General features: G+C 44.0%; 29 protein-coding genes. 10 read left to right on the top strand and 19 right to left on the bottom strand.

The features are described 5' to 3' along the window. Positions 1 to 247: 247 nt before the first annotated feature. The 6 genes from V7K27_RS10260 to V7K27_RS10235 form a co-directional block, all read right to left on the bottom strand. On the bottom strand, positions 248 to 586 hold the full coding sequence (locus V7K27_RS10260; protein WP_334946749.1) for a CpeR family transcriptional regulator: 339 nt from the start codon (positions 584 to 586) through the stop codon (positions 248 to 250). Next, positions 580 to 1,209 carry a chromophore lyase CpcT/CpeT gene (locus V7K27_RS10255; RefSeq protein WP_334946747.1) on the bottom strand — a complete coding sequence of 210 codons (630 nt, stop codon included), beginning with the start codon at positions 1,207 to 1,209 and terminating at the stop codon, positions 580 to 582. The genes V7K27_RS10260 and V7K27_RS10255 overlap by 7 nt, the downstream gene beginning before the upstream one ends. Positions 1,210 to 1,364: 155 nt before the next feature. After that, a complete protein-coding gene (locus V7K27_RS10250) occupies positions 1,365 to 1,901 on the bottom strand; it encodes a phycobiliprotein lyase (RefSeq protein ID WP_334946745.1) in 537 nt (178 codons plus the stop codon). Positions 1,902 to 2,148: 247 nt separating this feature from the next. After that, the gene (locus V7K27_RS10245; RefSeq protein WP_334946743.1) at positions 2,149 to 2,907 is read right to left on the bottom strand and encodes a phycobilisome rod-core linker polypeptide; all 759 of its coding nucleotides are present in this window, start codon (positions 2,905 to 2,907) and stop codon (positions 2,149 to 2,151) included. Between the two features lie 209 nt (positions 2,908 to 3,116). Continuing rightward, positions 3,117 to 3,407, bottom strand: a complete 291-nt coding sequence (locus tag V7K27_RS10240; protein ID WP_334946741.1) for a phycobilisome rod-core linker polypeptide — start codon at positions 3,405 to 3,407, stop codon at positions 3,117 to 3,119. Positions 3,408 to 3,685: 278 nt separating this feature from the next. After that, positions 3,686 to 4,267 carry a phycobilisome protein gene (locus tag V7K27_RS10235; RefSeq protein ID WP_334946740.1) on the bottom strand — a complete coding sequence of 194 codons (582 nt, stop codon included), beginning with the start codon at positions 4,265 to 4,267 and terminating at the stop codon, positions 3,686 to 3,688. Positions 4,268 to 4,589: 322 nt separating this feature from the next. On the opposite strand from V7K27_RS10235, the gene V7K27_RS10230 reads away from it, so the two are divergent. Next, complete coding sequence (locus V7K27_RS10230; protein WP_334946738.1) at positions 4,590 to 5,252, top strand: HEAT repeat domain-containing protein; 663 nt, start codon at positions 4,590 to 4,592, stop codon at positions 5,250 to 5,252. Positions 5,253 to 5,866: 614 nt separating this feature from the next. Then, positions 5,867 to 6,067 carry a hypothetical protein gene (locus tag V7K27_RS10225; protein ID WP_334946736.1) on the top strand — a complete coding sequence of 67 codons (201 nt, stop codon included), beginning with the start codon at positions 5,867 to 5,869 and terminating at the stop codon, positions 6,065 to 6,067. Positions 6,068 to 6,118: 51 nt separating this feature from the next. On the opposite strand, the gene V7K27_RS10220 is transcribed toward V7K27_RS10225, so the two are convergent. Then, positions 6,119 to 6,967 carry a pentapeptide repeat-containing protein gene (locus tag V7K27_RS10220; RefSeq protein WP_334946735.1) on the bottom strand — a complete coding sequence of 283 codons (849 nt, stop codon included), beginning with the start codon at positions 6,965 to 6,967 and terminating at the stop codon, positions 6,119 to 6,121. A 116-nt stretch (positions 6,968 to 7,083) separates the two neighbouring features. Here V7K27_RS10220 and V7K27_RS10215 point away from each other — a divergent pair, with 116 nt between their 5' ends. The 4 genes from V7K27_RS10215 (at position 7,084) to V7K27_RS10200 (ending at position 9,476) form a co-directional block, all read left to right on the top strand. Continuing rightward, on the top strand, positions 7,084 to 7,677 hold the full coding sequence (locus tag V7K27_RS10215; RefSeq protein ID WP_334946733.1) for a phycobiliprotein lyase: 594 nt from the start codon (positions 7,084 to 7,086) through the stop codon (positions 7,675 to 7,677). After that, positions 7,649 to 7,867 carry a hypothetical protein gene (locus V7K27_RS10210; protein WP_334946731.1) on the top strand — a complete coding sequence of 73 codons (219 nt, stop codon included), beginning with the start codon at positions 7,649 to 7,651 and terminating at the stop codon, positions 7,865 to 7,867. Before V7K27_RS10215 ends, V7K27_RS10210 begins: the two co-directional genes overlap by 29 nt. 55 nt (positions 7,868 to 7,922) lie before the next feature. Further along, positions 7,923 to 8,657, top strand: coding sequence for a 15,16-dihydrobiliverdin:ferredoxin oxidoreductase (locus tag V7K27_RS10205; RefSeq protein WP_334946729.1), 735 nt, complete (start codon positions 7,923 to 7,925; stop codon positions 8,655 to 8,657). Positions 8,658 to 8,726: 69 nt separating this feature from the next. After that, on the top strand, positions 8,727 to 9,476 hold the full coding sequence (locus tag V7K27_RS10200; protein WP_334946774.1) for a phycoerythrobilin:ferredoxin oxidoreductase: 750 nt from the start codon (positions 8,727 to 8,729) through the stop codon (positions 9,474 to 9,476). Between the two features lie 470 nt (positions 9,477 to 9,946). On the opposite strand, the gene V7K27_RS10195 is transcribed toward V7K27_RS10200, so the two are convergent. The 7 genes from V7K27_RS10195 to V7K27_RS10165 all read right to left on the bottom strand — a co-directional run bounded on the left by V7K27_RS10195 (position 9,947) and on the right by V7K27_RS10165 (position 17,458). Then, entirely contained in the window at positions 9,947 to 11,263 is a 1,317-nt protein-coding gene (locus V7K27_RS10195) for an ABC transporter ATP-binding protein (protein WP_334946727.1), read from the bottom strand. Positions 11,264 to 11,479: 216 nt separating this feature from the next. Then, on the bottom strand, positions 11,480 to 13,861 hold the full coding sequence (locus V7K27_RS10190; RefSeq protein WP_334946725.1) for a phosphoketolase family protein: 2,382 nt from the start codon (positions 13,859 to 13,861) through the stop codon (positions 11,480 to 11,482). Between the two features lie 501 nt (positions 13,862 to 14,362). Then, entirely contained in the window at positions 14,363 to 14,707 is a 345-nt protein-coding gene (locus tag V7K27_RS10185) for a hypothetical protein (RefSeq protein ID WP_334946723.1), read from the bottom strand. Between the two features lie 29 nt (positions 14,708 to 14,736). Beyond that, entirely contained in the window at positions 14,737 to 15,345 is a 609-nt protein-coding gene (gene rimM / locus V7K27_RS10180) for a ribosome maturation factor RimM (protein ID WP_334946721.1), read from the bottom strand. Positions 15,346 to 15,422: 77 nt separating this feature from the next. Beyond that, complete coding sequence (locus tag V7K27_RS10175) at positions 15,423 to 16,730, bottom strand: valine--pyruvate transaminase (protein WP_334946719.1); 1,308 nt, start codon at positions 16,728 to 16,730, stop codon at positions 15,423 to 15,425. 67 nt (positions 16,731 to 16,797) lie between these two features. Beyond that, positions 16,798 to 16,944 (bottom strand): hypothetical protein, encoded by a 147-nt coding sequence (locus tag V7K27_RS10170; RefSeq protein ID WP_334946717.1) that lies wholly within the window; start codon positions 16,942 to 16,944, stop codon positions 16,798 to 16,800. A 223-nt stretch (positions 16,945 to 17,167) separates the two neighbouring features. Then, the gene (locus V7K27_RS10165) at positions 17,168 to 17,458 is read right to left on the bottom strand and encodes a hypothetical protein (protein ID WP_334946715.1); all 291 of its coding nucleotides are present in this window, start codon (positions 17,456 to 17,458) and stop codon (positions 17,168 to 17,170) included. A 173-nt stretch (positions 17,459 to 17,631) separates the two neighbouring features. Between V7K27_RS10165 and V7K27_RS10160 the strand changes: the two genes are divergently transcribed. The 3 genes from V7K27_RS10160 (at position 17,632) to V7K27_RS10150 (ending at position 19,935) form a co-directional block, all read left to right on the top strand. Then, positions 17,632 to 18,741: an S-(hydroxymethyl)glutathione dehydrogenase/class III alcohol dehydrogenase gene (locus V7K27_RS10160; protein WP_334946713.1), complete on the top strand. Its 1,110-nt coding sequence runs from the start codon at positions 17,632 to 17,634 to the stop codon at positions 18,739 to 18,741. 288 nt (positions 18,742 to 19,029) lie between these two features. Then, positions 19,030 to 19,488 carry a DUF29 domain-containing protein gene (locus V7K27_RS10155; protein WP_334946711.1) on the top strand — a complete coding sequence of 153 codons (459 nt, stop codon included), beginning with the start codon at positions 19,030 to 19,032 and terminating at the stop codon, positions 19,486 to 19,488. A 207-nt stretch (positions 19,489 to 19,695) separates the two neighbouring features. Next, positions 19,696 to 19,935, top strand: coding sequence for a hypothetical protein (locus tag V7K27_RS10150; RefSeq protein ID WP_334946709.1), 240 nt, complete (start codon positions 19,696 to 19,698; stop codon positions 19,933 to 19,935). 13 nt (positions 19,936 to 19,948) lie between these two features. Here the strand turns inward: V7K27_RS10150 and V7K27_RS10145 are convergent, their stop codons facing one another. The 3 genes from V7K27_RS10145 to V7K27_RS10135 all read right to left on the bottom strand — a co-directional run bounded on the left by V7K27_RS10145 (position 19,949) and on the right by V7K27_RS10135 (position 23,879). Next, the gene (locus V7K27_RS10145) at positions 19,949 to 20,509 is read right to left on the bottom strand and encodes a hypothetical protein (RefSeq protein WP_334946707.1); all 561 of its coding nucleotides are present in this window, start codon (positions 20,507 to 20,509) and stop codon (positions 19,949 to 19,951) included. Positions 20,510 to 20,685: 176 nt separating this feature from the next. Continuing rightward, on the bottom strand, positions 20,686 to 22,626 hold the full coding sequence (locus V7K27_RS10140) for a GTPase family protein (RefSeq protein ID WP_334946705.1): 1,941 nt from the start codon (positions 22,624 to 22,626) through the stop codon (positions 20,686 to 20,688). Between the two features lie 74 nt (positions 22,627 to 22,700). After that, positions 22,701 to 23,879, bottom strand: a complete 1,179-nt coding sequence (locus V7K27_RS10135) for an RNA-guided endonuclease InsQ/TnpB family protein (protein ID WP_334946703.1) — start codon at positions 23,877 to 23,879, stop codon at positions 22,701 to 22,703. A gap of 51 nt (positions 23,880 to 23,930) precedes the next feature. Here V7K27_RS10135 and tnpA point away from each other — a divergent pair, with 51 nt between their 5' ends. Next, a complete protein-coding gene (tnpA, locus tag V7K27_RS10130; RefSeq protein ID WP_334946701.1) occupies positions 23,931 to 24,332 on the top strand; it encodes an IS200/IS605 family transposase in 402 nt (133 codons plus the stop codon). 12 nt (positions 24,333 to 24,344) lie between these two features. Here the strand turns inward: tnpA and V7K27_RS10125 are convergent, their stop codons facing one another. Further along, positions 24,345 to 24,491 (bottom strand): hypothetical protein, encoded by a 147-nt coding sequence (locus V7K27_RS10125; protein ID WP_334946699.1) that lies wholly within the window; start codon positions 24,489 to 24,491, stop codon positions 24,345 to 24,347. A gap of 55 nt (positions 24,492 to 24,546) precedes the next feature. Next, positions 24,547 to 24,921 carry a type IV pilus biogenesis protein EbsA gene (ebsA, locus tag V7K27_RS10120; RefSeq protein WP_334946697.1) on the bottom strand — a complete coding sequence of 125 codons (375 nt, stop codon included), beginning with the start codon at positions 24,919 to 24,921 and terminating at the stop codon, positions 24,547 to 24,549. Positions 24,922 to 25,135: the final 214 nt, after the last annotated feature.

The following is a 25,135-nucleotide window of genomic DNA, read 5'->3' as shown; positions in this document are numbered from 1 at the left end:
TAGCGCCGCCTCACAAAGGAATGGTATTAAGATTTACCAATTACTGGGTCAAGATTAATTTATCAAGTTCTGGGGAGTTTTTTAGTTACATTTTCTAACAAACTTAGACGGCTAACTGTTAATAACTAACAGCTAATCCTGATAAAAAATTAGCAATTAGACATTAACAATTAGCCGTCAACTCCCTTGGGGAGTATTTAAAATTCAAAATTTAATTGTCAGAACAATTTCCGCAGGATAGCGACTCTCAAACACGCTCATCAAATCTAGTGTAGAAACCACCGTATTTTATCCAGTATTGTTTCAAAGTATGATGAGGCGTATGTAAACTAGCTTTTGCTTGATATAAAATAACTTGGCGATGATCGCCCATCCAAATTTTATTAACGGGGTCAACGGATATTACTGTTCCTCCTAAAGAAGCAACACATTCAGAGAATCTCTCAATCGTCGTATATTCTAATGTCTCGAATATAAAAAAGTTACCCGAACAAATCAAGTGACGACTGCGAATCCAGCAGCGCATTTTTTTTTCAGCCAGTGGAGGTAACATTTTGGTTTTAACAGATTCAAGCTGAATCAACATAATGCGCTCACAGCACGTAATTCATCAGCAAAACTTGCCCGTTTTTCAAACTGCAAAGGGCCAGCAGTTGATCCCCATCTTTGCTCATGGGTTTCAATATCCATACCTTTATCTAGACTTATCCAAGTCTGCTCGGTTACTTCTACTTCGCTGACAAGATATGTCTGGCATCCATTGCGCTTAATCAGACATTGATTGCCCGGTTCCACACTGCCTCGAAACATTTCACCATCTCGTTGGAAAACCATTGAACAGTGATAACGCCGTTCGATGCTCTCTGGGGTGATGGTTTTGAGGATATCTAATTCACGAGCCGCACCTGCATAAAGCATAGGGTCTTTCAAGCTGTAATTTTCGATATAAATGCGATCGCCGCAATCGACTAATCTATGTACTCCCTGACGATAGGGTGTCCATAAATCGTGGTCATACGCTTGTTCAGAATAAAAACCGATGGCAGAAAAAAATTCAACTGGTAATGGACGAAAATAAATGTGAATGTGGGCGTAAAGTTGCGGATTTGCAAAAGATTGCTTGTAGTTGCTAAAATCTCCTGCCATCCAACAGGCTAAGGTGAGCAAATCGCTAGCATTGGTGCTAGATTCATTGGGCGCTATCGTCACGTCGCTTCGCTCCAAATTCAAAATTCAAAATTTAAAATTCAAAATTGATAAGCTGTTGCGTATTTAATTTGTATATTGGACGCGGGCTTTTCGGCCCGCACTACAATATTTTTGGGTTTTCGTGTTATACAATTTAGCTGCACATCAACTTATTGCTAACTGGTTGAACTTGACAAAGAGCGAATCTCTGAAGAAAAGGAAGCTGTTGTCACACCTTTACCATCACTGGTTTTAATCATCGCTACCCGAAATCGCAGATTTGGGTTAGCAAACCAAATTCGCTCCTCAGCAGCAGCGAGTTCATACTCTGTTAGCAAGGTAAAAATGCCATCGTCACTCAGATGATATTTAGCTACTGCTGGGATTGTTTCGGCGTATCCTTTGTCTCGCAGGAGTTTGCCTCTAGAAGGATTTTCGATATCGGGAATTGGCACCAGCACAGTACTACCAGAAATTGGTTTATCGTCCCAGTCTGACTCACCTTCCCAAGTCATCCGAAAGGGGTGGGTGATACTGGCGGCGTCAGTGTCATACAATTGACAGATTGCTAGCACCGCCGGATCATCAGTAGATAGAGACTCAATGTTAATGTTAGACAGCACTTGTTCAAAGTGGGCGAATGCTAAATGATGACCGCTACGCTGCGATCGCCATCGTCCAATTGAAAGTTCAAAGAATTCAGTAATTTCCATTAGAAAAGTGATCTTAAAAAGTAGCTTACAATCCAAGATATATCTTGGCTAAAGTGCTGAGTTAGGAGTTAGGAGAGACGCGATTAATCGCGTCTGTACAGGAGTTAGGAGTTTGGAGAGACGCGATTAATCGCGTCTGTACAGGAGTTAGGAATTAAGATAATTATCCCCATCTCCCTCATCTCCCCCATCTCCCCCATCTCCCTCATCTCCCCCACTCCTCACTCCCCACTCCCCACTCACTTACTTAAGCAATTTCAGTGATACTGACGATTTTGCCGCCCGTCCGATGAATGTTTTGCACTTGCACAGACAGTTGATTGTAGTTAACTACATATTCGAGGTTGCCTAGACGAGTACGAAGATTAGCTGCACCTTTGACTACCTTAATCAAGAAGCGTTTGTCGGTGCTGTTTACACTAGAACCAGCAACGGGAGCCTTGATGGATGTGGGTAAATTTGAACCGACATCGCTGATCAGTTTGGCTTTGCGATCGCTATCACTGGTAGCTACTCCTCTGAGTAAGGTAAAGGTGCGGTTAAAGGTGACATTCTTAATTCCGATTTGGGAGCTAGTGCTGCGAACATAAGGAACAATATTCTCACCAAAATTCTGCTGATACTCTTGGCTATCGATATAGGATTCGATTTCAGCATCATAGCCCTGTTCGTTGTAGATGCGGACGTGTTCGGAAATTTCTGCCTGATCAGCAGGAGGACGTCCTAGCAGGTGTTTAAAGTTCAGTTCAATGAACCGATATTGGGAAGAAGAGTTGAAAAACAGGGATTGATAAAGTTCTGATTTCGCAACGGTGTTGACGAATTCGCGGACACTGATTTTGCGATCGCGCAATTGTGATTCAGCCGTGGCTAGTCGCTCACTTTCCAACAAGTGAGCATTGCCCAAAACCTGTTTGTAAACTGCCCGAATCAGTGCTTGTAATTCACTTTCGCTGGTGTTCGGACGCAGTTCAACATTAGGTGAATCAATAGCCCAAAGTGACATTGAAGTATCTCCTTAAAAACGCTAATTAAATGAAATTTCCGAGCATCCTACCCCTTATAAAGGTAGAATTTCTCATCAGTTGTCAGTTATTTTTGCTACTGACTAGCTTTTGTAAAACTTTAGTTGGTGAAACTGTGTTAAATATCTTTCATATATGACAACTGACGGCGGAATTGCTCAAACCCCAGGCTAACTTTTGATCCTGAAATTTAATTCAATCGCTCGATAGCGGGGGCGCTATCAAAAAACCGCGATCGGTAAAGTTCCAACTTCCCGACTTGACGCACAAACTCACGAACCCTAATTTCACCCCGTTTGAGTTGGGATTCGGGAACGGAAAGCCGCTCACTCTCCATTACATAAGCATTGCCTAGAACTTGCTTGTAGACAGCTCTAATTACGGTTTCAACTTCCTCATGAGAGCGATTTGGCCACAGATCAATGGGATCGGTATCTTCAAACAGAGCGATCCCTAATCGTGATGCTGGTCTAAAAGCCATTCAAACTATCTCCCAGTTAACAATTAAATTTTATGAGAAGGATATTCCGCAGATGTTAACAAACTTTACATCATTCTAATAAAGAAGAGGTAACAGAGTTTAAATCTTTATTAGTCTTGATGATTTTAAGTTTTTGCATCGTTTATCCTTACATATTCTGATACGATGCCGAAACCATATTTATTAAAAATTGTTAAGTTAAATAATAGTTTAAAATAATTCAGCTTTCTGAATTCTGTCTTCAGCAGGACTTCTCATTCAGCACTCATACCTGGGTACTACCGAGTTTGGAAAGTAGCCAGTTGACTGATTAAATGGTCAAAATAGGGAGCAAGAGTTTCTTGCTGATTAGCTTGGCAGCGTTTCAAACTAGCAGCCTTGATGCTTTTTAAGCCTAAGAGCATTGCATCCAATGGAACTTGTAATTCCTGATAAAGCAAATTCATATAGTGCAGTCCTGTGGGATTTGTATACTCAGTGTGTCCACCTGCAATGCCATAAGTAATACATCGGAGAAAATGCCAAAAATCTCGCCAGCAAGCTTGAGCGCGTTCAGGTGGATAAAGACCGCCTCCAGGCTGGATAATTTCGGGATAAGTCGCTAAAACCTGAACTCTTGCTTCATCAACGATTTCGGCGGCGCGATCGCGTAATAACTGAGCAACAGGAATTAACTTAGAATTATCGGGTGACAAGGCTTTAATCTGCCATAAATCTTCGTCGCTCAGGTAGCGAAAAGCATCATCCGCAGCTTGAAATATAGCGATCGCTGCTTTTGGATGGGACTTTTTCCACTCAGCAAAGCTGACAATTCTCGCTTTGGCTATTAATTCTTTGACGGTTTCGCTTAATTGAGTCATTGGTTTTGGGCATGGGGGATAGGGCATGGGGCATGGGAAATTGGAGTGGGGAGCATGGAGACAAAGGAGACAGTAAGAATTTTAGATTTTGCGAACGCGAAGAGCGTGTCGGAGACATAAAGTTGCGTGCGGGGGTGGAGGAGTTTGAGCAAACTTTTTAAGACGGATTTTGGATTAAAGAATTGAAATTTAATCCAAAATCGTCAATCCAAAATCCAAAATTGAATTGCCCTGTTTGGCCAATGCCCTTCATTTTAGAATGCGATCGCCATTTGGTGACATCTGTAAAATAAAGTAAAGAATAGCTCTACTAAATCCACCTATGGAAATCCATAAAATCCAAGCTGAACTGAAGAACCCAGATTTTCAATATCGTCTGAAGGCGATCGCTGCCCTGGATAATTATGAATCAGAAGTTGCAGTTCCTCTGCTGACGAGTAAACTTCATGACTCAGAATTTTTGGTGCGTTCTTTTGTGGCCAGGGGTTTGGGTAATCAACAATCAGCAGAATCCTTTGCAGCTTTGATGCAAATTATGAAATTTGACGATACCCCCAACGTGCGAGCTGAGGCAGCAAATTCTTTATCGCTATTTGGCAGAGTTGCAGTTTCTCATTTAGTTCTGGCATTTTATCAGGATGACCACTGGCTAGTGCGGCGGAGCATTTTGGCCGCGATCGCTGAAATGGATTGCCCTGAAGAACTATTTGATATCTGCGTTCAGGGTTTAAAAGATGAAGATTTCACAGTTCAGGAATCCTCTGTTGATGGACTCGCCTTACTCGCTGATTCTAGCCAACATCCTGCGGCACTATCCCAAATATTAACGTTGCTGAATGTTGAATCTTGGCGGATGCGTGTGCGAGTTAGCTATGCTCTCAAACGATTTCACGAGCCGGAAGCCAAAGCAGCCTTGAACCAACTCAGACAGGATGAAGATCACCGAGTTGTCGGCGCTGCTTTAGAAGACTTGTTGCCACAATAGCGACATCGGTTCGTTCGCAATGATTGTTTTACCTTAAAATTGACAAAAATATCCGGGTAATCTGCCAAAATCTGGAAGAAAAGATCAGCTTTTTCAAGATTAGGAGACATTTGTTACCGAAAAAGACTCATGATACAGAGCAACTAAATTTCTTTATGGGGATAAAACTTACGCATTGACAATAAATATTAAATATGTATAAGTTTAAAAGCCACATCTTTCGTAGGGGTACAGCAATGCTCATGCGTGTCAACTTAAGCTAACGTGAGTTCGATGAACCTCTCCCGGACAGCCTCCCTCTCCGAAACGGAAAGGGAGGGGCAACGAAAAATTAAGCTTTTTACTCCCCTCTCCGTTTCGGAGAGGGGTTGGGGGAGAGGTCAAACAACATTTGTCGAACTCACGTTAAGCTAAAACTCTTTTAAAATCTCGTTTCCAGCCTCTGGCTGGAAATGCACCTCATTGCGGCTGTGCCGCAAATCTTGAGGCGGAGCCTCTATTAGGCGCATTCCCAGTCGGAGACTCTTAACGAGACAAAGATAGAGAGCAACTAAATTTCTTTATGGGAATTATTAATTTTGAATGCGTGAATTTTGAATTCGGAGCAAAGCGACGTGACTGATATACCAACTGGTCAAATGACTTGGCGACTACCAGATTCCTCAGAATCTGCTTTACATTTGCGGCATAATGCTTCGGAACCTTGGCGATCGTATAAAGAATTTCCCCAATATGTTCTACCTGATCCGCCCGGTTTTTCCGAAGGATACGCGACATTTTTAGCGCTCCTGAAAAAGAACTGGCAGCCTTTATGAAAAGTCCCACTCAGGACTCGGAACTCAGCACTTTTTAAATACTCAGTTTGGTCAAGCACTCAAACTTTCGCGGGTTGTTCTACGGGTGTAAGCGTTCCAAACGTCGAGTTCTGAATGTGGACGGCTGCAAAGCATGGCTAAGGTTGCTTCTGTGAGTCCTTGAGCAAGAGTAAAATCGGCTCCAGCGATACTTTGAAGATGCTCCATCTCTGCATCCCTGAGGTCAGTTGCTCGCAGGTCTGTATCCCGCAAATCGGCTCCAGTCAATCGAGCATTCTGCAAATTAGCCCCTGTCAAATAAGCTTTTGTCAGGTCAGCGCCACTTAAAGCCGCACCTTGCAAATTGGCTTCTGTCAAGTCAGCGCCACTCAGGTAGGCTCCACGCAGATTAGCGCCTTGTAAATCTGCGTTTCGTAAAGAAGCTGTATTCAGAAAAGCACCATTGAGATTAGCACCAGGCCCCACCGCTCCCGAAGCTTTGTAGTTATATTCTTGGGGCCATTTCGTCTGTGTATCATAACGCGCCACTTCGAGTTTGGCTCCCTCCAAATTTGCGCCACTAAGATTGGCTTGTTGGAGGTCAGCACGGTTTAAATAGGCTCCCTGCAAATTGGCTCCACTCAAATCGGCTCCTCGCAGATTAGCGCCTCGCAAATCAGCCCCACTCAAATCGGCATTACTCAAGACCACCTGACTGAGGTCGGCTCCTAATAGCTTGGCTTTACTTAACTTAGCTTGTTGTAAATCTACTTCCCTGAGATTGAATTGGTACAAATCGACAGAATCCAGAGGGATTCCTGCTTTTAGGGCTGTTAAGATTTCTGGAGTTGGATTGGGGCGTTCGGCAAAGCCGTTGCCGTAGGCATCGCTAGTAATAAGTTGAATTTCACTATTTGTCATCAGCTGATTAAAATATAACTTTTGGAGTTATTCTACACTTTAGCGAAATCGGGACTTCATCTCATCACTCAGTTTTCAATAACGCCAAAATTTGATCAAACGAGGTTTTAAAACAGATGCATTTAATACCGCCCTTGACAATGATCGACTTCTTCCGTAAAAGTGAGGGAACATGGTTTACGGAACGCTCCGTTCATCATTTTGACTCGGCGGCGGATGAGTCGGGGGAGTCGAATTTGATTATTAAAGTCATGGATAAGGATGATCCGAAAGTCGAAGAAGTTTGTACAGCCCAAGGGATAGACCCTACTAAAGCAACAGGCGGCGCTAGCTTTGCATGGCAAGCTAACCTGGATACTAGGCTACCGAATACCGATAATGCTGCCATTTTAGTTGATGTTCCCGACGAAACAAGGCGTTCTGGAAAACTGATCCGCAACCAAGGTTATGTTGAGAGCATTCCAGTTGTGAGCCGGTATCGGTTTGCTGATGATGGAGTGCTGACGATTGATACTGACTATGACAATAATCAAGGTCAGGAACGTTGTTGGTTTGTTACGGATGATTTTCGTGTCAGAGTCAGTACAGTACGAATGATGAACGGAGTCAACTTGATGACTTATTGTTCTGAGCGTCGTTGTGTTTCCCAAGAAGTCTTGGAGCAAATGATCAGTCGGAATCATGCTAAGTGGGGAGTGGGGAGTGGGTAGAGACGCGATTAATCGCGTCTGTACTGGGGAGTGGGGGAATGAGGGAGATAAGGGAGCAGGGGTAGATGAGGGAAAATTATTGAACAAGTTTCTTGCTTGTCTCCCCCTCTCCGTCTCTTCTCAATCCCCACTCCCCACTCCCCATTCCCCATTCCCCATTAAGGAATGTTGCTTTGTTTCTCATAAATGAGACGTGCGTGATTGCCATCACTTATTTTCATGCAAGGGTTAACAAGTCATGCTCCATGTATAAGCCTTTCCTGGAATTTTTAGAAAAAGAGCTATTTCACCGGTTTGATTTACAAAGTAGGGTGATTCCCCCTGGTTTGGAATTCAAAATTAGCGATCGCGGCAAAAACCCAGCAACTATTCGCAGTTGGTGTTATCAATGTCAAGAGTTGCGGAAAATTCGCTATACCTACATTGATGCCGGGGAAAGCGCTCAGATTTTTAATAGTGTGATTTATCCTAGTCATCACTACGATCTACCTCTGTTAGGGATTGATTTTTTATCCTTTGGTAAAGTCAAAAACCTGATTGTGCTTGACTTTCAACCTTTATTTCAGGATAAAGATTATCAAAACAAATATATACTTCCGCTCAAATCTCTCCATGATAAATACCCGGATTTGGCGCAAAACTTAGAAATGAAGTTTTACGATGCCAACCAGTATTTTTCTAAGTATCTATTGTTTGCCAAAACAGATCCCCAAACAGTGGCAACGCGAGTCTTTGAAGCTTTTCAGGATTATTTAAACTTGTATTGGCAAATGCTAGCAGATGCCCAAGCGCTCGAAGATCCAGAAGATATTCAACGAATTGTCAAAGCTCAAAAAGACTATGACCAATATAGTGCAGACCGCGATCCTGCATCTGGTTTGTTTAGCAGTTACTTTGGTCATGAATGGGCAGAGCGTTTTCTCCATGAGTTCTTATTTGAAGATGCTGTTCCCCTAGCAGTTAGTAGCAGCAAAAGATGACCGATTGGGCATTGGGGATTATTAATTTTAAATTTTGAATTTTGAATTTTGAATTGGAGCGAAGCGATCGTGACACTCTATCAACCATTTCTCGATTATGCGATCGCCTACATGCGATCGCGCTTGGATTTACAACCCTATCCTATCCCCACTGGGTTTGAGTCTAAGAGTGCTGTTGTGGGCAAGGGAAAGAATCAGGAAGAGGTTGTCACCACCAGTTATGCTTTTCAAACCGCAAAATTGCGGCAAATTCGGGCTGCTCATGTACAGGGTGGTAATTCGCTGCAAGTGCTGAATTTTGTGATTTTCCCCCGCATCAACTACGATTTACCATTTTTTGGGGCGGATCTGGTGACATTGCCCGGAGGACATCTAATTGCTTTGGATATGCAGCCGCTATTTCGGGATGATCCAGCATATCAAGCAAAATATACCGAACCAATTCTGCCGATTTTCCACGCCCATCAACAACATCTATCTTGGGGAGGAGATTTTCCAGAAGAAGCACAGCCCTTTTTCTCTCCCGCTTTTCTGTGGACTCGTCCCCAAGAAACGGCTGTAGTAGAAACTCAGGTATTTGCCGCTTTCAAAGACTATTTGAAAGCTTATCTAGATTTTGTCGAGCAGGCCGAACCTGTAACAGATTCCCAAAGTTTAGTAGCCATTGAGCAAGCCCAACTGCGATACCTGCGATATCGGGCTGAAAAAGACCCAGCACGAGGGATGTTTAAACGCTTCTATGGTGCCGAATGGACTGAGGAGTATATCCACGGCTTTTTATTTGACCTAGAGAGAAAATTAACGCCCATCAACTACTAATTCTCAGGTTTTACTCACGACTCGTTCCCAGTCTCCGACTGGGAATGCCTTCATTGAGTCTCTGACTCAATTTCTGACTGGAGACAGCAGCCGCTAATCAAGCATTCCCATACTCTTCATGGGAACGAGATACGAGATAAATGACGAAAGTTACTCTCTACATTCGACTTGTGTGTACACCGTAGTCTTTTAGGCTACGGTGTACATACAAGCACTTTGGTTCACAACACAAGCACTTTGGTTCACAACACAAGCACTTTGGTTCACAACACCTAAAATAGTGCATTAGACGTAGACGTAGGTTGGGTGGAGCGGAGCGCAACCCAACATATATCAGGATGTTGGGTTACGCAAAGCCTTCACCCAACCTACAATTATTTTGCTGCCGCAATTCTTGAGGCGGCAGCCCTCTCGGAATGCATTCCCAGTCGGAGACTCTTAACGAGATACGATCGCACCAACTTCGGGATTCAATGGAATATAGCTAGCTCGGTTTCCGGGTCAAAAAAGTGAATTTTCTCTAGAGTTAAAGATAACCATAGTTGCTCACCAGGTTGTACAAATCGGTCTGGTGGTATTCGCACTTGTAGGTAGTTGGCTGTAATGGCTGTTTCAGATCCGGGTTCGGCAATTTTAACAGCGAGAAAGGAATCATTGCCAAGATTCTCTACCAAATCTACTTGCACTGGTATATTTTTAGTGGCAGGCATACTCAAATTCAAATGTTCTGGGCGAATGCCTAAAATTAAAGTTTTCCGATCATATTGTTGTAAGGCTTTTCCCCAGACTTCTGGGAGGGTGAAACGAAACTGGGAATGAATAATTAACTGCGGGGCATGAAATTCTACAGGAATAAAATTCATCGGTGGTGAACCAATGAACTCTGCGACAAAAAGGTTGGCAGGACGGTTGTAAAGTTCTAGAGGAGAAGCGACTTGCTGAATTTTACCCTCAGACATAATTGCAATGCGATCGCCCATTGTCATCGCTTCTGTTTGGTCATGGGTAACGTAAATTGTCGTTGTTCCTAGTTGGCGCTGCAATTTGACAATTTGGGCGCGGGTTTCTGCCCGCAGTTTAGCATCTAAATTAGAAAGCGGTTCATCCATTAAAAATACTTGGGGGTCACGCGCGATCGCTCGTCCCAATGCAACTCGTTGTCTTTGTCCCCCAGATAGCTGTTTAGGTAAGCGATTCAGCAATGTTTCGATTTGCAACAGTTGAGCAACACTACGCACCTGCTCATCTACTGCTCGTTCTTTGTCAGAAATGTAGCGCAGTCCTTTAGGTAAGTTTCTTGTCGCCCCCACGAAGAGATTTTCTGTCCAGGTGGGGAGTGGGGAGTGGGGAGTGGGGAGTGGGGAATGTTGATTTTCCCTATTCTCCAATTGCCTACGGCGTAACCCAAAGGCGATGTTGTCATACACCGTCATGTGAGGATAGAGGGCATAATTTTGAAACACCATTGCGATGTCGCGTTCTTTGGGTGGTAGGTCATTGATCAAGCGATCGCCTACCCAGATATTACCTCCGGTCATCACTTCTAATCCAGCGATTAGCCGCAGCAGAGTGCTTTTACCACAACCAGAAGGACCCACCAGCACCATAAACTCACCATCTGCGATCGTCAGGTTAATCCGCCGCAAGACGTTGAGACTTCCCGCACGCTCTGGCGCTGTATCAGTTTTATCCCCAGGCGTCAGGGGAGATTCAGTTTGTGAGGTCACGCTTCCCCCTTTACGTGGGGAAAAACTTTTATAAACGTTTTCTAAAACAACTTGGGACACGATTAGTTATTGTCATTGAGTATTGGGCATGGGGCATGGGGCATTGGGCATGGGGAGAGAATAACTTAAGACTAATGACAAATGACTAATGACAAATGACTAATGACAGTTTAGCGCCCATAATAATAAATACACGTTCACTCTTCTGCGTAAGTTCTAAAAAAAGGAGAAGCAGAGAGAAAAGTTTCCTCTCTGCCTCTTTGCCCTTATTCTCTCTTAATAGGGCCACTTCCAATCACGAATTTCCGGCATATCGTCGCCATACTTATCAATGTAATGTTTGTGTTCGATCAGCTTATCTTCCAATTGCTGTTTGACATAAGCTGCCCTATATCCTAGTTTTGGCACGCGATCAATTACATCAATTACCAAATGGAAGCGATCGAGATCGTTAAGAACAACCATATCAAAGGGGGTGGTGGTGGTTCCCTCTTCCTTGTAGCCACGCACATGCAAATTATTATGGTTGGTGTGGCGATAGGTTAGGCGATGAATCAGCCAGGGATAGCCATGAAAGGCAAAGATAACAGGTTTGTCTGTGGTAAAAATTGTGTCAAAGTCTTTTTCGCTCAAACCGTGGGGATGTTCGGTTTTTGGTTGTAGTGTCATTAAATCGACTACGTTCACTACCCGCACCTTTAACTCTGGGAAGTGCTGGCGCAGAATGTCCGCAGCCGCCAAAGTTTCTAAGGTGGGAATATCCCCAGCACAAGCCATCACTACATCTGGTTCGCCGCTTTGGTTGTTGCTTGCCCATTCCCAAATGCCGATGCCTTTGGTGCAGTGCTTGATAGCAGCATCCATGTCAAGATATTGCAATCCTGGTTGCTTCCCAGCAATAATAACGTTGACATAGTTGCGGCTTCTCAGGCAGTGGTCAGTTACCGATAGCAAAGTGTTGGCATCGGGGGGTAAATATACGCGAACGATTTCTGCTTTTTTGTTGATTACATGGTCAATAAAACCGGGGTCTTGGTGGGAAAAGCCGTTGTGGTCTTGCCGCCAAACGTGGGAGGTGAGTAGATAATTGAGAGAAGCTATTGGTCTACGCCAGGGAATATCTAGGGTTGTTTTCAGCCATTTGGCGTGCTGATTGAACATCGAGTCAATGATGTGGATGAATGCCTCATAGCAAGAGAAAAACCCGTGGCGTCCTGTGAGGAGGTAGCCTTCTAACCATCCTTGGCAACAAGTTTCGCTGAGAATTTCCATCACCCGACCATTCTGGGAAAGGTGGTCATCTTCCGGGAGGATCTGGGCTACCCAAGTCTTGTCTGTGACTTCTAATACAGCGCCTAAGCGATTCGATACTGTTTCGTCGGGGCCGACGATGCGGAAGTTGCGGCTTTCCTGGTTAAGTTGCATGATATCCCGCAGGAATCCTCCGGCAACTTGGGTAGCTTCAGCGATCGCTTTACCTGGTTGAGAGACATTTACCGCATAGTCTTGAAAGTCGGGTATCTTCAGGTCGCGCAGCAGGATACCGCCGTTAGCGTGGGGATTGTCACCCATGCGTCGATGACCCTTGGGAGCCAGTTCTGCTAGTTCGGGAATCAGTGTACCGTTAGCGTCGAAGAGTTCTTCTGGTTTATAACTCTTCATCCAATCTTCTAGGATTTTTAGATGTTCTGGCTGTTTGGTTATGTTGCTCAAGGGAACTTGGTGCGATCGCCAAGAACCTTCAGTTTTTTTGCCATCCACTTCCTTGGGACCTGTCCAACCTTTGGGGGTTCTGAAGACAATCATCGGCCACTGGGGACGTTCGGTGAAACCATGTACGCGGGCTTCTCTCTGGATACTTTGAATTTCGGCGATCGCTGTATCTAGAGTCGCCGCCATCTGCTGATGTACATCTGCGGGATCGTCACCTTCGACAAAGTATGGCTTGTAGCCGTAGCCCACCAATAAACTTTCTAATTCCTCATGGCTAATTCGTGCCAGTACTGTTGGATTGGCAATTTTATACCCATTCAAGTGCAGGATTGGAAGTACAGCACCATCATCCACGGGGTTTAGAAATTTGTTGGAATGCCAGCTAGTTGCTAAAGCACCTGTTTCAGCTTCGCCGTCACCCACAACAGCAGCAACGATCAAGTCAGGGTTATCAAAGGCAGCACCGTAAGCGTGGACGAGGGCGTAACCAAGTTCACCGCCTTCATGGATAGAACCAGGAGTTTCCGGTGCAACATGGCTGGGAATACCACCGGGGAAAGAGAATTGTTTGAAGAGTTTCTGGATTCCCTCAGCATCTTGGGAGATGTTTTGATAATATTCGGTGTAAGTACCTTCTAGATAGGTGTTGGCTACCAGTCCAGGGCCTCCATGACCAGGGCCAGCAATATAAATCGTGTTCAGGTCATATTTTTTGATCACACGATTTAGGTGAGCGTAGATAAAGTTCAGCCCTGGTGTAGTTCCCCAGTGACCCAAGAGCCTGGGTTTGACGTGTTGCAGCTTTAGCGGTTCTCTTAGTAGCGGATTGTCGAGTAGATATATTTGCCCAACCGAAAGGTAGTTAGCAGCACGCCAGTAGCCGTTGATCTTACGTAATTCTTCATCTGTTAAAGGCTTTATTTGTGGAGTCGTTGCTAATGTCATTATCGACACTCCATTCCAAAAGGATTTTGATGGATTCATCAGTACGCAATTGTACTTGTTTTTCAGATGATGGCCATCTAACCTATGAAGAATTTTCCAGCTTTTGTGATTAAATTCCTTTGTTCTTGGTACAGGATGGAGAGCGATGCCTACGGCAAGCTAACGCTAACGCAACGACAGGCTATGCCTACGCTAGTGATTACAGCAGTTTTCATGTATTTGAACCACATCTGTCGTAGGGGCAATTCATGAATTGCCCCTACCGCGTGGTCTATTTACCTGAAAATAGGTGTAATACTATTAATCTGCATTTTCTTCATCATAGTTATTTAGTTCTAGTGCATTAGACGTAGACGTAGGTTGGGTGGAGCGGAGCGCAACCCAACATATATCAGGATGTTGGGTTACGCAAAGCCTCCACCCAACCTACATTTTTTTTGCAACATTTTAGCTAAAGTATACTCTAATGCTGCTTTTAGCATTAATAAACATCTCCTCGCATCAAACTGCGTCCTCTTGCTGAAGTTGGGAGAGATAATCAGTTAAAACGGATTCTGCAAAAGCTAAATCTTCATCAGCAAACTCAGTTTTCAATGCAGCGGCCTCGACATCAGAAATAGCATCCCAATGCTGAATTAGTTTTTTTTTATGGAGAGAGATAGCAAAATCTAATACTTCTTCTTGACAAGACAAAGACAATTGGGACAATATTTCCAGCAGTTGCCTGTGAATAATTGCTGTTGGGTTTTCTGGCATTGTTACATTTCCTAGATTAATAGATAGAGTATCTACTATAATTTTCTCATCTTCAAGCTTTGCTTGTCCTTGAAGTATCCAGTACAGCAAAACTAGCTAGATGCAGATCAATTAATGACTTAATTATTAATTTCCAACAACCCAGGTGGGGGTGTAATTTCAATGCGACCAGATGGCAAGTCTACCACTGGTGCGATCGCGTGTACAAATGGAATCAAAACAGTCTTTTGCTTTTTGTCATTTGTCATTTGTCCTTTGTCATTTGTCATTTGTTGTTTGTTGTGAGTAAAAGATGGGTTCAACTTTACTTCTAACAAATCATTTCCAGCAGAGATGATATCTACCACCGTCCCAACGAGTTCGCCAGATGCTTGCATGAAGACTTCCAAGCCAATCAAATCGAGGACATGATATTCATCTTCGCCTAATTGGGGGCGATCGCTTGCTGGCACCATTAACTTACAACCGCGCAACGCCTCCGCCTGGTCGCAATTTTCCACACCAGCTAATTTAATCACATACAAGTTTTTATTACTGATGTAACGTCCTGTCAATAATTCGATTGGTTGTGGTTCTGTGTCACTCGCACGCAACAACCAACGTTTTCCCGGCACCTCAAATCTTTCGGGAAAGTCAGATACAGGATAAACCCGTAATTCTCCAGACAATCCTTGAGGGGAAACAATCTTACCAATTTCTAGCCAATCATCTGATTTGTCATTTGTCATTTGTCATTTGTCATGATTATTTTCCTCATCTCCCTCATCTCCCTCATCTCCCCCACTCCCCACTCCCCACTCCCCACTCAAGCACTCACAACTGCACGCTGATAAGTTTCTTCAGCCACTTTTGCTAAACGTTGCATAGCAGTGACAATCTCCTCATCGCTTCCTGTGAGGCTGATGCGGAAACATTGGTGCTTGTGCGCCCACTCTTCCTCTAAACCGGGGAAAAAGCTACTTCCAGGGACAATAATCACACCTACTTGCTTGACTCGTTGGTAAAATTCCCAGTCACTAATGGGTAAATCCTGTAACCACAACCAAGCAAAAATTGCCCCTTCACCGCGATGGAGAAACCAAGGTAAATTCTTGGGCATCGCTTGTTCTAAGCTGGTTTCTAAAACGGCAAATTTATTTTGGTAAAAGGGACGGATGACAGTGTGAGAAATTTCCACCAAGGCACCAGAATTGATTGCAAAAGCTGCGATCGCTTGGCCGTAACGTGAAGAATGGAGACTCATATTTGATTGGAAAGACTCCAGCACTTCAATCCACTTTTCATCCCCAATCGCAATACCAATCCTTTCTCCTGGTAATCCCGCTTTCGATAAACTCATGCAGTGTAAGATATTATCACCAAACACTGGTGTCATTTCGGTAAAGTTCAATGCTGGGAAGGGAGGCGCATAAGCTGAGTCAATTAACACGGGTACATTGTAAGGTGCAGCCAGGGCAGCAATTTTTTTTACCTCATCATCTGTGAGGACGTTACCAGTGGGATTACAGGGGCGAGAGAAGAGGACACAACCAGTATTTTCTGTAATTGACAGTTGGCTGAAGTCGGGGCGATATTTAAATCGGTGGGCGGCTGCATCAATATCAAGAGTCGGTTTGTAGGCGATTAAGGCTTTTGGAACTAAGCTGATACCACCATAACCTGTGTAGTCAGGACTCAGGGGCAAAACGATTTGTTTTAACTCGCCGCTAGAGGTGTAGCCACCGAAGCTATTCACAGCGTAGAAGTAGAGGGTTTGACTACCGGGGGTGATCAGGATATTGCGTTCGGTTATACCGTTGCCGAAGGCATCGCTCAAGTTTAACCCGTAACGTTTGTTAAAATCATTAGCGATCGCTTCAATTAATGGTGCATAGCCCTGACTTGAGCCGTAGCGACAAACTACCTCACCATATTCTGGACTAGCTAAAAGCTGTGCAGTACAATCCCGCCATAATTGCTCTACCTCTGGCAAAATCAACGGATTCCCAGCACTCAAATTAATAAACTGCTGCCCTGCACCCGTTCGTAATGTTTCGATAATATCCTTCATGATTGCTCTTACGCCAGTCAGGTTGGACATCTGAGCGCCAATTTGAGTTAGGGCAGGGTTCATAAGCTGTGACAAAATGTATTAATTGAGAGGTGGACAAATTATTTGGGGGTTGCTGCTGACATCCAGTTTACATCGTTGCCAAAACAGTGTTACCGCCTTTAACCAATCTAGCTAGAGAATCGTATTTTAACGTGTCGCGGAAGTCCCCACCTTCAATGTACTCATAAGGTGGGGATAGGGAGCGGACGACGATTACACCTCCGACCAACATCAATCGTCAGATTGATTAGGGAGTGGGGTGGATAAGGAGTCGTCAATCTTGGGACTAGGCAGCCTGTCGATCCAATCTTCGACCAACTGTGTAACCGTCTTTTCTCTACTTACTGCATAAGCCTTAAGCTTGTCATTTCGTTTTTGCGATAACCTAACTCTGATGGATCTTTCTTTCATAATGTATCGCTGTTATGGATACATCTAAGATATTATATAAATGGTTGCTAACCCACCCGACCGTATTGAACAGACAGGCTAACTTCAAAGTAGTAGTAAGATACAAGACGTGCGATAAATCGGTAGATCGGGGAAAGAACACTGTTAGCTGGTTGACTATTGTCGTGAATCCAAGCGGTGTTGTGCGAATAAAAATCAAACTCCCTGTGGTAGGCTCTTTGCTGCCTGTGGACGCTGTGTAAGACCATCACGAGATTTAGTTCTCGACTTCTTCGGAAGTTCCTAACGTGGCGACGGCGGTTGAGACGGGAAACCCAAAAGACGAATAAGACCGTCATTGTTGTAGTTGAAATTGGAAGCCCCTTTTTCAGCGAAGCAAAAAGGGGTACTTCACCAAAGTGATATTTATCGTTATAGCGGAGTGGGGGAGGTAGAGGAAGAAGAACTATTGATTATTGAACAATGCCCAATGCCCAATGCCCAATAACAAAACTATACAGGAGAGCTGACGTTGCAAGTTAAAGCAGCAGTAGCTTACAGTGCAGGTAAGCCGTTGACGATTGAAACTGTTCAACTATCGGGGCCACAAGCTGGCGAAGTGTTAGTTGAAATTAAAGCCAGTGGGGTTTGTCATACCGATGCCTTTACCTTATCTGGTGAAGATCCCGAAGGTTTGTTTCCGGCAATTTTGGGACATGAAGGTGCTGGTGTGGTAGTGGAGGTAGGCGCTGGTGTTACTAGCGTCAAACCAGGGGATCATGTAATTCCCCTCTATACTCCTGAATGCCGCCAGTGTGAATATTGTCTGAGTTTCAAAACTAATCTTTGTCAAGCCATTCGCTTAACTCAAGGACGCGGTGTCATGCCCGATGGCACCAGTCGCTTTAGTCTCGATGGGCAAATGATTCATCATTATATGGGTACATCCACTTTTGCTAACTATACGGTGCTGCCGGAAATCGCCGTGGCAAAAATTCGGGAAGATGCCCCATTTGATAAGGTTTGCTACATTGGCTGTGGTGTGACTACTGGTATTGGTGCAGTTATCAATACTGCCAAAGTGGAACCGGGAGCAAATGTCGTAGTTTTCGGCTTGGGTGGTATTGGTTTAAATGTCATCCAGGCGGCGCGAATGGTAGGGGCGAATATGATTGTCGGGGTGGATCTTAATCCCAGTAAACGCGCTTTGGCAGAAAAGTTTGGCATGACGCACTTTGTTAATCCTCAGGAAGTAGAGGGTGATTTAGTTCCCTATTTGGTTGATTTAACCAAAGGCGGTGCTGATTACAGTTTTGAATGTATCGGTAATGTCAAAGTTATGCGTCAAGCATTAGAATGCTGCCATAAAGGTTGGGGTGTTAGTGTGGTTATTGGTGTTGCTGGTGCTGGACAGGAAATTAGTACTCGTCCTTTTCAATTAGTAACTGGACGCGTTTGGAAAGGTTCAGCATTCGGTGGCGCTAGAGGACGTACAGATGTACCGAAAATTGTTGATTGGTATATGCAAGGTAAGATAAATATTGATGATTTGATTACCCATGTAATGCCCATTGAGCAAATTAATCATGCTTTTGATTTGATGCATAAAGGTGAATCAATTCGGAGTGTGGTGACTTTTTAGCTGTTAGATTCAAAGGTTTTTCTCCAAAACACAATTAACTGTAGGGAACATTGCTTATGGGTGTCAACTTCAGCTAAAACACGAGAGAAAATTCTCGTTTCTAGCAAGAGGCAGGAAATGCACCTCATTGCGGCTCTGCCGCAAATTCAGCAGGCGGAGCCTGACGATAGGCATTCCCAGCCAGAGTCTGGGAACGAGAGAAATCTCTGTCTAAAACATAATTATAAATTATGAACTTTTAAATTATGTATGTAGACACTAAAAATCTGAAACTCGGCAAAAAACCTGATGCAAAACTTCTATGAAGCAGACTTTTACAGTTGGACTCAAGAACAGGCTAACCTTTTGCGTCATCACCAATGGAACCAGCTTGACTTACCCAATTTAATTGAGGAAATCGAATCTTTGGGAAGAAAGGAACGCCAAGAATTGAGAAATCGTCTTGGTATATTAATTGGACATTTGCTCAAATGGGAATATCAACCAAAGCAAAGGAGTCGTAGTTGGTTGGCGACAATTAGAGTACAACGACGGGAAACTCTTAAGTTGTTGAGCGAAAATCCTAGCCTGAAGCCTTACCTTGAAGAAGCACTCCAGGAATCTTATGAAAACGGTAGGGATTTAGCATCAGGAGAAACAAATCTGTCACTCTCAACTTTTCCCAAGCAATGCTTATATCCTTTTGAGGAAATTCTGAGCGATCGCTTTTATCCGGGCGAGGTTGCGACAGATGATTTAATGGAATAAAAGCGATGTCTGGGACGGGCTACGCTTACATTATCCAACTTTTTCGCTGCAAAGAAGGCTAAAACTATTATGCCATAATAGTTTTAGCCTTTTGTTTACAGTGGTAAATCAGTACCCACAGCTTCAGGCGTACTGCTTTAAGCCAGATGAGTAACGCTATATTTACGCTTCAGGCATCTTGCCCGTCCTTAGTGATTAGCGGGCAAGATGCCCGCACCACAAGAAATTTTTGGATATTTTTTTATTTGTCAGTCCCTTACAAGCGTTGCGATCGCGGAGCGTCTCCAAGAGTTGCAATCCCAGTCTTGGCGAGATTGCTTTGCTTCACCCAACGGGAGAGCCAGTCGTCTAGGGAAGCAAACCCTCATCGCTGTCTTACTGGGTTTCGTACCCTACGGGAAGGCTGAGGCCAACGCAATCACCAAATCATCGCTGCGTAAGTCCTGAGAATCAAAACTGATTAGTCAGCCTTTAGTTTCACTCCTTGGTAGCTGAATTTAAAGGGTCCAATTGGAAGGGGTTGAGTCTTTTGATCTAGTGGACTTTTGTTTAAGTTAAAGAAGTTAAACTTGCCGCTTCCATTTACTGTTCCAGTTCGCGGATTGAACGTCAATTGATATTCAGTGAGTACAATGTTGCCTGCTAATGACCCTGATGGGAAACTAAAATTTAATGCCTTAGCAACAATCTTGTTATTTTCAGTACATTTCCAGCTACCTTGTATAACACCAAAGGGTTGGTTATTTGGGTTGGATGAACCCGGAACACCACCAGCGTTAGAGTCATTGGCAATGAGATTGCCATCTGCGGTAAAAGTTATAATTTCGCGGTATGACGATAGTTGACCAGAAGTGGAATTTGTTTGGCTACCTGTCGCTAGGTATGTGCCAACGACCGCTCGGCGACATAGGTCTTCTGAATAATCGCTAGCATCTGCCTTGTGCGGATTTATGAAAACCGGAATAGTCAGTGCCAACACACTACTAATCATTAAACTGGCAATAGCTCTGCTGTTTTTCATCACAAAAGCTTTTGTAAGAGTAAGTATCAATTCTGACTATTAAAGAATATACATACATCAAGAATATATTTGATAAATTTTTGATGAAGAAGGGAACAAAGTGTAATCGACTCAGACTTTTCAGGGTAATCAACCTACTTAAGTGTCAAAGACATTAATTCCTCAAGGCAGACAAATTATTTGGAAATCGCCAAATAATACTCAAATCGCTCCCGGAGTTTTTCAACCGTTAAATTCTGCGTCCAATACTCCACCAGGGCGTGACCAAATGCCCAGGCGTTGCGATCGGGTGAAGCGGAGTTTTCCAGCAGTAGTGGCCACAGAGATAGCAATTCAAAGTTGAGCGGGTTAAGGTTGCCTGTATTCAAGAGCGAGAAAAGCTCATATCCCATTTGGAGTTTACCAATCACAATTGGCAACTGTTCCACAGGAATTTGCTCCGCCAGCATATATGCTAAGGCTGGAGATCCGGTTGAGAGGGTAGAAACAAACTGGAGGACGGGACTTTTGAGTAATGCCGTCAGTCCCTGTGTTGTCGTCATCTGGAAGGTGTAGTGGTCGATGATTTTGGCTGCGGCGACGATGCGGGCTTCTAGGTTACGCAAAAAGCGGGCGAGACGCAGTTGCTTGGTAGGCGCGATCGCATCTACTAATCCCAACGATAAAGCCTCTACTCCCCAAGCTGTTCGACCTGTTTTACTGTCACCTGTAACCACAGGTAAAACTAGATTACAGAAGTTTCCTAGCAGTTTGGCGCGATACTCAGTGGCTTCTCGAATCGCAATTTCTTTGGCGCGATCGCCCCATTCCCAATTATAAGGTGGTTGCCATTCGCGGATCGGACGCAGACGATCTACTTGAGTGACGATCGCGATTGCGCTAGGCGCACACTCCGTGAACGCTGGTAAATCTGCAACTTCTGCTTTGATGTCTTGCAAAAAGTCCACATCCATTTGCAGCGCAGGATCGAGGGCAGGGGTAGCTAACAGCAGCAAGTCTGCGTTGATGGCATAATCAAGCACCAGATTTCGCAGATCGGCACGGTTGACTTGTTCATAACCAGGTGTATCCCAAAGCGTCAGGGTTTCTCCACTTTGAGTCTGCCATTGATAATTCTGAATGCGATCGGTACTGGGTAAAACATCAACAGCCGCGAGATCCGCCTGAAATAGCGTATTAATTAGGCTACTTTTTCCTGACCCCGTGCGCCCCACCAGCAAAATATTCACAGGTTTTTGCTCAACCGCCTCGGCTGGTTGAGCTTGAGTCAGGATTTCTCGGAGTGTTTGGGTTTTTGCTTTGGGTAAAGTTGGTGTAGGTGAGGTTGCTGAAATTGGTAATGTGCTACGTCCGTAAAGAGCGATCGCTTGTCGGCATAAGTTTCTCAGGGCAGCTTCCCGAAATAACTGGCTCAAATTCCCCAACAATTGCTGAGTTGCCTGGTTACTAGAACCCTGGCTAGCTTGTTTTGCCACTGCCGCCACCGGATTTAAAACCCACTGTGCCCAGTTCCAAGCTTTCCAGAATTTCCGAGCCGATGGTTCCAACTTCCGGTAGACCTCATATCCTTGGTATGCTTGCCCAACCGTCACCTGATTGAGGACTGGGGATAACTTTTGCATCCACTGATCCATATCATCCACTGTTCCGCGAATCAGCCCGTAAGCTTGGGGGACGTAAATATTCAGTAGGGGATATTGAATTTGAGGATTGTAAATATGAGCGATCGCCACAACTAAATCTTGGCATCGCGTCCAAAAAGTTTGCCAGTCTTCCCAAATCGGGCGATCGCTTTGTGCTGCTTGTAGAATCTCTTGAAGGGCGGTTTCTGCAAGCTTTGTAACATCACTTCCCTCTGGTAGTTTTACTGTATCTTCTGCTGTCGATTCCAGTTCTTCGCGGACTTGGGCTAATACAGCTTCCACTTGGTTAACAGCAGGTTGAGTCCATTTGACTAGCAGCCAACGCCAACCCACGAATAGAAGGGTGAATACACCCCAAATCCAACTAATGCCCCACGCATGAATTTGCGAACCGGCAGCTACCAGTAAGAAAATGATGATAAAAGCGATCGGGATTGCTAAGACTACCCACTGCCACGGTTTTAATCGCACCATTGCCCCATACCTGCTTTGAAATGTTGGGAAATTCGAGTTTTTGCAAAAATTACTCTTTTGAAATACTCACCGCCCTAAAGGAGCGGGGAAGCACTTGGCGCTTCAAGGGATTCTGCTACGGTCGTAGTCTTACAATTCCTCTGCGTCCGTTTAGAGTCGTGGCGATTCCCCATCCCGACTTGTTCTATATTTTTAGCGGCATTCTCATCTCGGTCGTGTTTAGAGCCACAATTCAGACAAGAAACCGACCGAACCTTCAAATTTAACTTGCCCCATTTGTATCCACAATCAGAACAAATTTGGCTGGTAGGTTCCCAAGGACTAATTACTTGAAAGCTTCTGCCGTATTTTTCAGACTTAGAAGAGCAAAATGTTCTGAATTCACGCCATCCTTGTAAACTAATTGCCCTTGCAAGCTTGCGGTTTTTAACCATGCCTGATACGTTCAAATCTTCCAATACGATAGTTTTATTTTCACTAACGACTTTGGCAGACAGTTTGTGTAAGAAGTCTTTACGAGTATCAGCAATTTTGTTGTGCAGTTTAGCAATCTTAATTCGAGTTACATTCCTTCGTCTTGAGTATGAAGATTGTCGTGCTAGCTTTTTTTGAAGTTTGCGAATTTTGCGGTCAAGTTTTGAATAGTTGGGGCTTTCAACTTTTTCACCATTGCTCATTACTGCAAAAGTTTTAATACCTAAATCAATGCCAATGCTTTGGTTTTTAGCATCAACTGCAACCGGTTCAATCTCCACCACAAAGCTCAGAAAATATCGATTAGCACAATCTTTAATGACTGTTACCGAACTAGCTTGACTATGTAATTCTCTAGACCAGATAGGTTGCAAATTACCAATATGAGCTAAGTAGACAGAGTTTTCAGCTATAGAAAAAGCCGCCTTGGTGAATTCCGCTCTTTGAGAATTAATCTTTTTCTTAAATCTAGGAACACCTATTTTCCCACCTTTTCTCTTACCATTACGAGAATTAAAAAAGTTTCGATAGGCGGTATCTAAATTTCTGAGACATTGCTGCAAAGGTACAGATGATACATCTTTCAACCATTGTCGTTCATCTGTCTTTTTGGACAGAGTGAGCATTGCTGACAGATTGTTATATCCAGGTAGTTTTTCTGACTGTTTGCAGACAGCTAAGGCATCATTCCAGACCACGCGAACACAACCAAACAATTGAGCTAAACTCTGCTTTTGTTGGTCTGTAGGGTAGAATCTGTATTTATACCTTGCTTTCATCGCTTATGCTAAGATTGGTCTGCTATATGATTATATATTGGTCTACTTGAAATGTCTACCCATTTTCGGAAAGAAAGGCACAGTGTTTCAGACTTGCAAATACATTTGGTCTGTGTTGTAAAATATCGTCGCAAAGTTTTTAGTGCAGAAAGCTTGTCTATAGTAGAAAAATCATTTCAAGAGGTAGCCAAAAAAATGGATTTTCAAATCAAAGAATTTAATGGGGAAACTGACCATATACATTGTTTAATTGAATATCCGCCTAAACTTTCAATCTCACAAATGGTTAATGCTCTTAAAGGTGTATCTAGTCGTCGATATGGTCAAGCGGGATATCCAAAGCCTTATGGAAAAGATGCTCTTTGGAGTCCTAGTTACTTTGTCTCCTCTGTATGTGGTGCGCCGCTTGAAGTTCTCAAAAAATACATCCAAGATCAAGAAAAGCCGTCGTAGAACGACGGGGTTTTAAACCCAAATTTTCGATAAGTATCTTTTATTAGATTTTGGGAGATCAGGAGCGATCGCTTCTAGCGCTCTATGCATATCTCCAACACGCACTGCGATCGCAAGTAAGAATAAGAGTGCAATATTCTTCTTTTCTGATGTTGACATCAGAATAAACAGTTTTAAAGACAAGCCGAACTGTTAAAAGTCCGGCTAAGTTTAATCAATCGTCTATACGCAGTAGCTTGCGGTAAAACGGTTGTGAAAAATCGGCCACGCGATGACGTTTATAGTTGTCCATAAGTTCAATTAAAAAATTAATAAACTCAAAACTAGCCATCATCAGTTCGTAACTCAGGTCAGCGTTGCCATCAAACTGGATTCGGCAACGAGTTAAGTCTGACGGTAAAGTAGCAACATTCCAGGAGGCGACGAAGGGGATATGTTCACTGGCTTCTATCTTCCGATGTCCCTCCAAGACGCCTTTTTGATAAAGACTGATGGCATAGGGTAAGAAATTGCGCCTAGCACCCTGAACGTAAGGTAAGTAAACACTGGCTTGTTGTTGAGTGGCAGGCTGGAGTTGCTCAATAGACATTGTTAAATATTCCTTAAGTTAGTTGGTAACTGCGGATATTAGTGGCTGTTAGTAGTATTCCCAAAAGATGTGTCTAAAACACATAGGGAGTGGGGAGTGGGGAGTGGGGAGTAGGGAGTGGGGAGTGGGGAGTGGGGAGTGGGGAGTGGGGAGTGGGGAGTGGGGAGTGGGGCGTGGGGAGGGGGGAGTGGGGAGTGGGGAGTGGGGAGTGGGG

This window comes from Nostoc sp., assembly GCF_036919575.1.
Taxonomy (GTDB): domain Bacteria; phylum Cyanobacteriota; class Cyanobacteriia; order Cyanobacteriales; family Nostocaceae; genus Nostoc.
The sequence above is the reverse complement of the archived record's forward strand: the minus strand, read 5'-3'. Positions and strand labels throughout refer to the sequence as shown.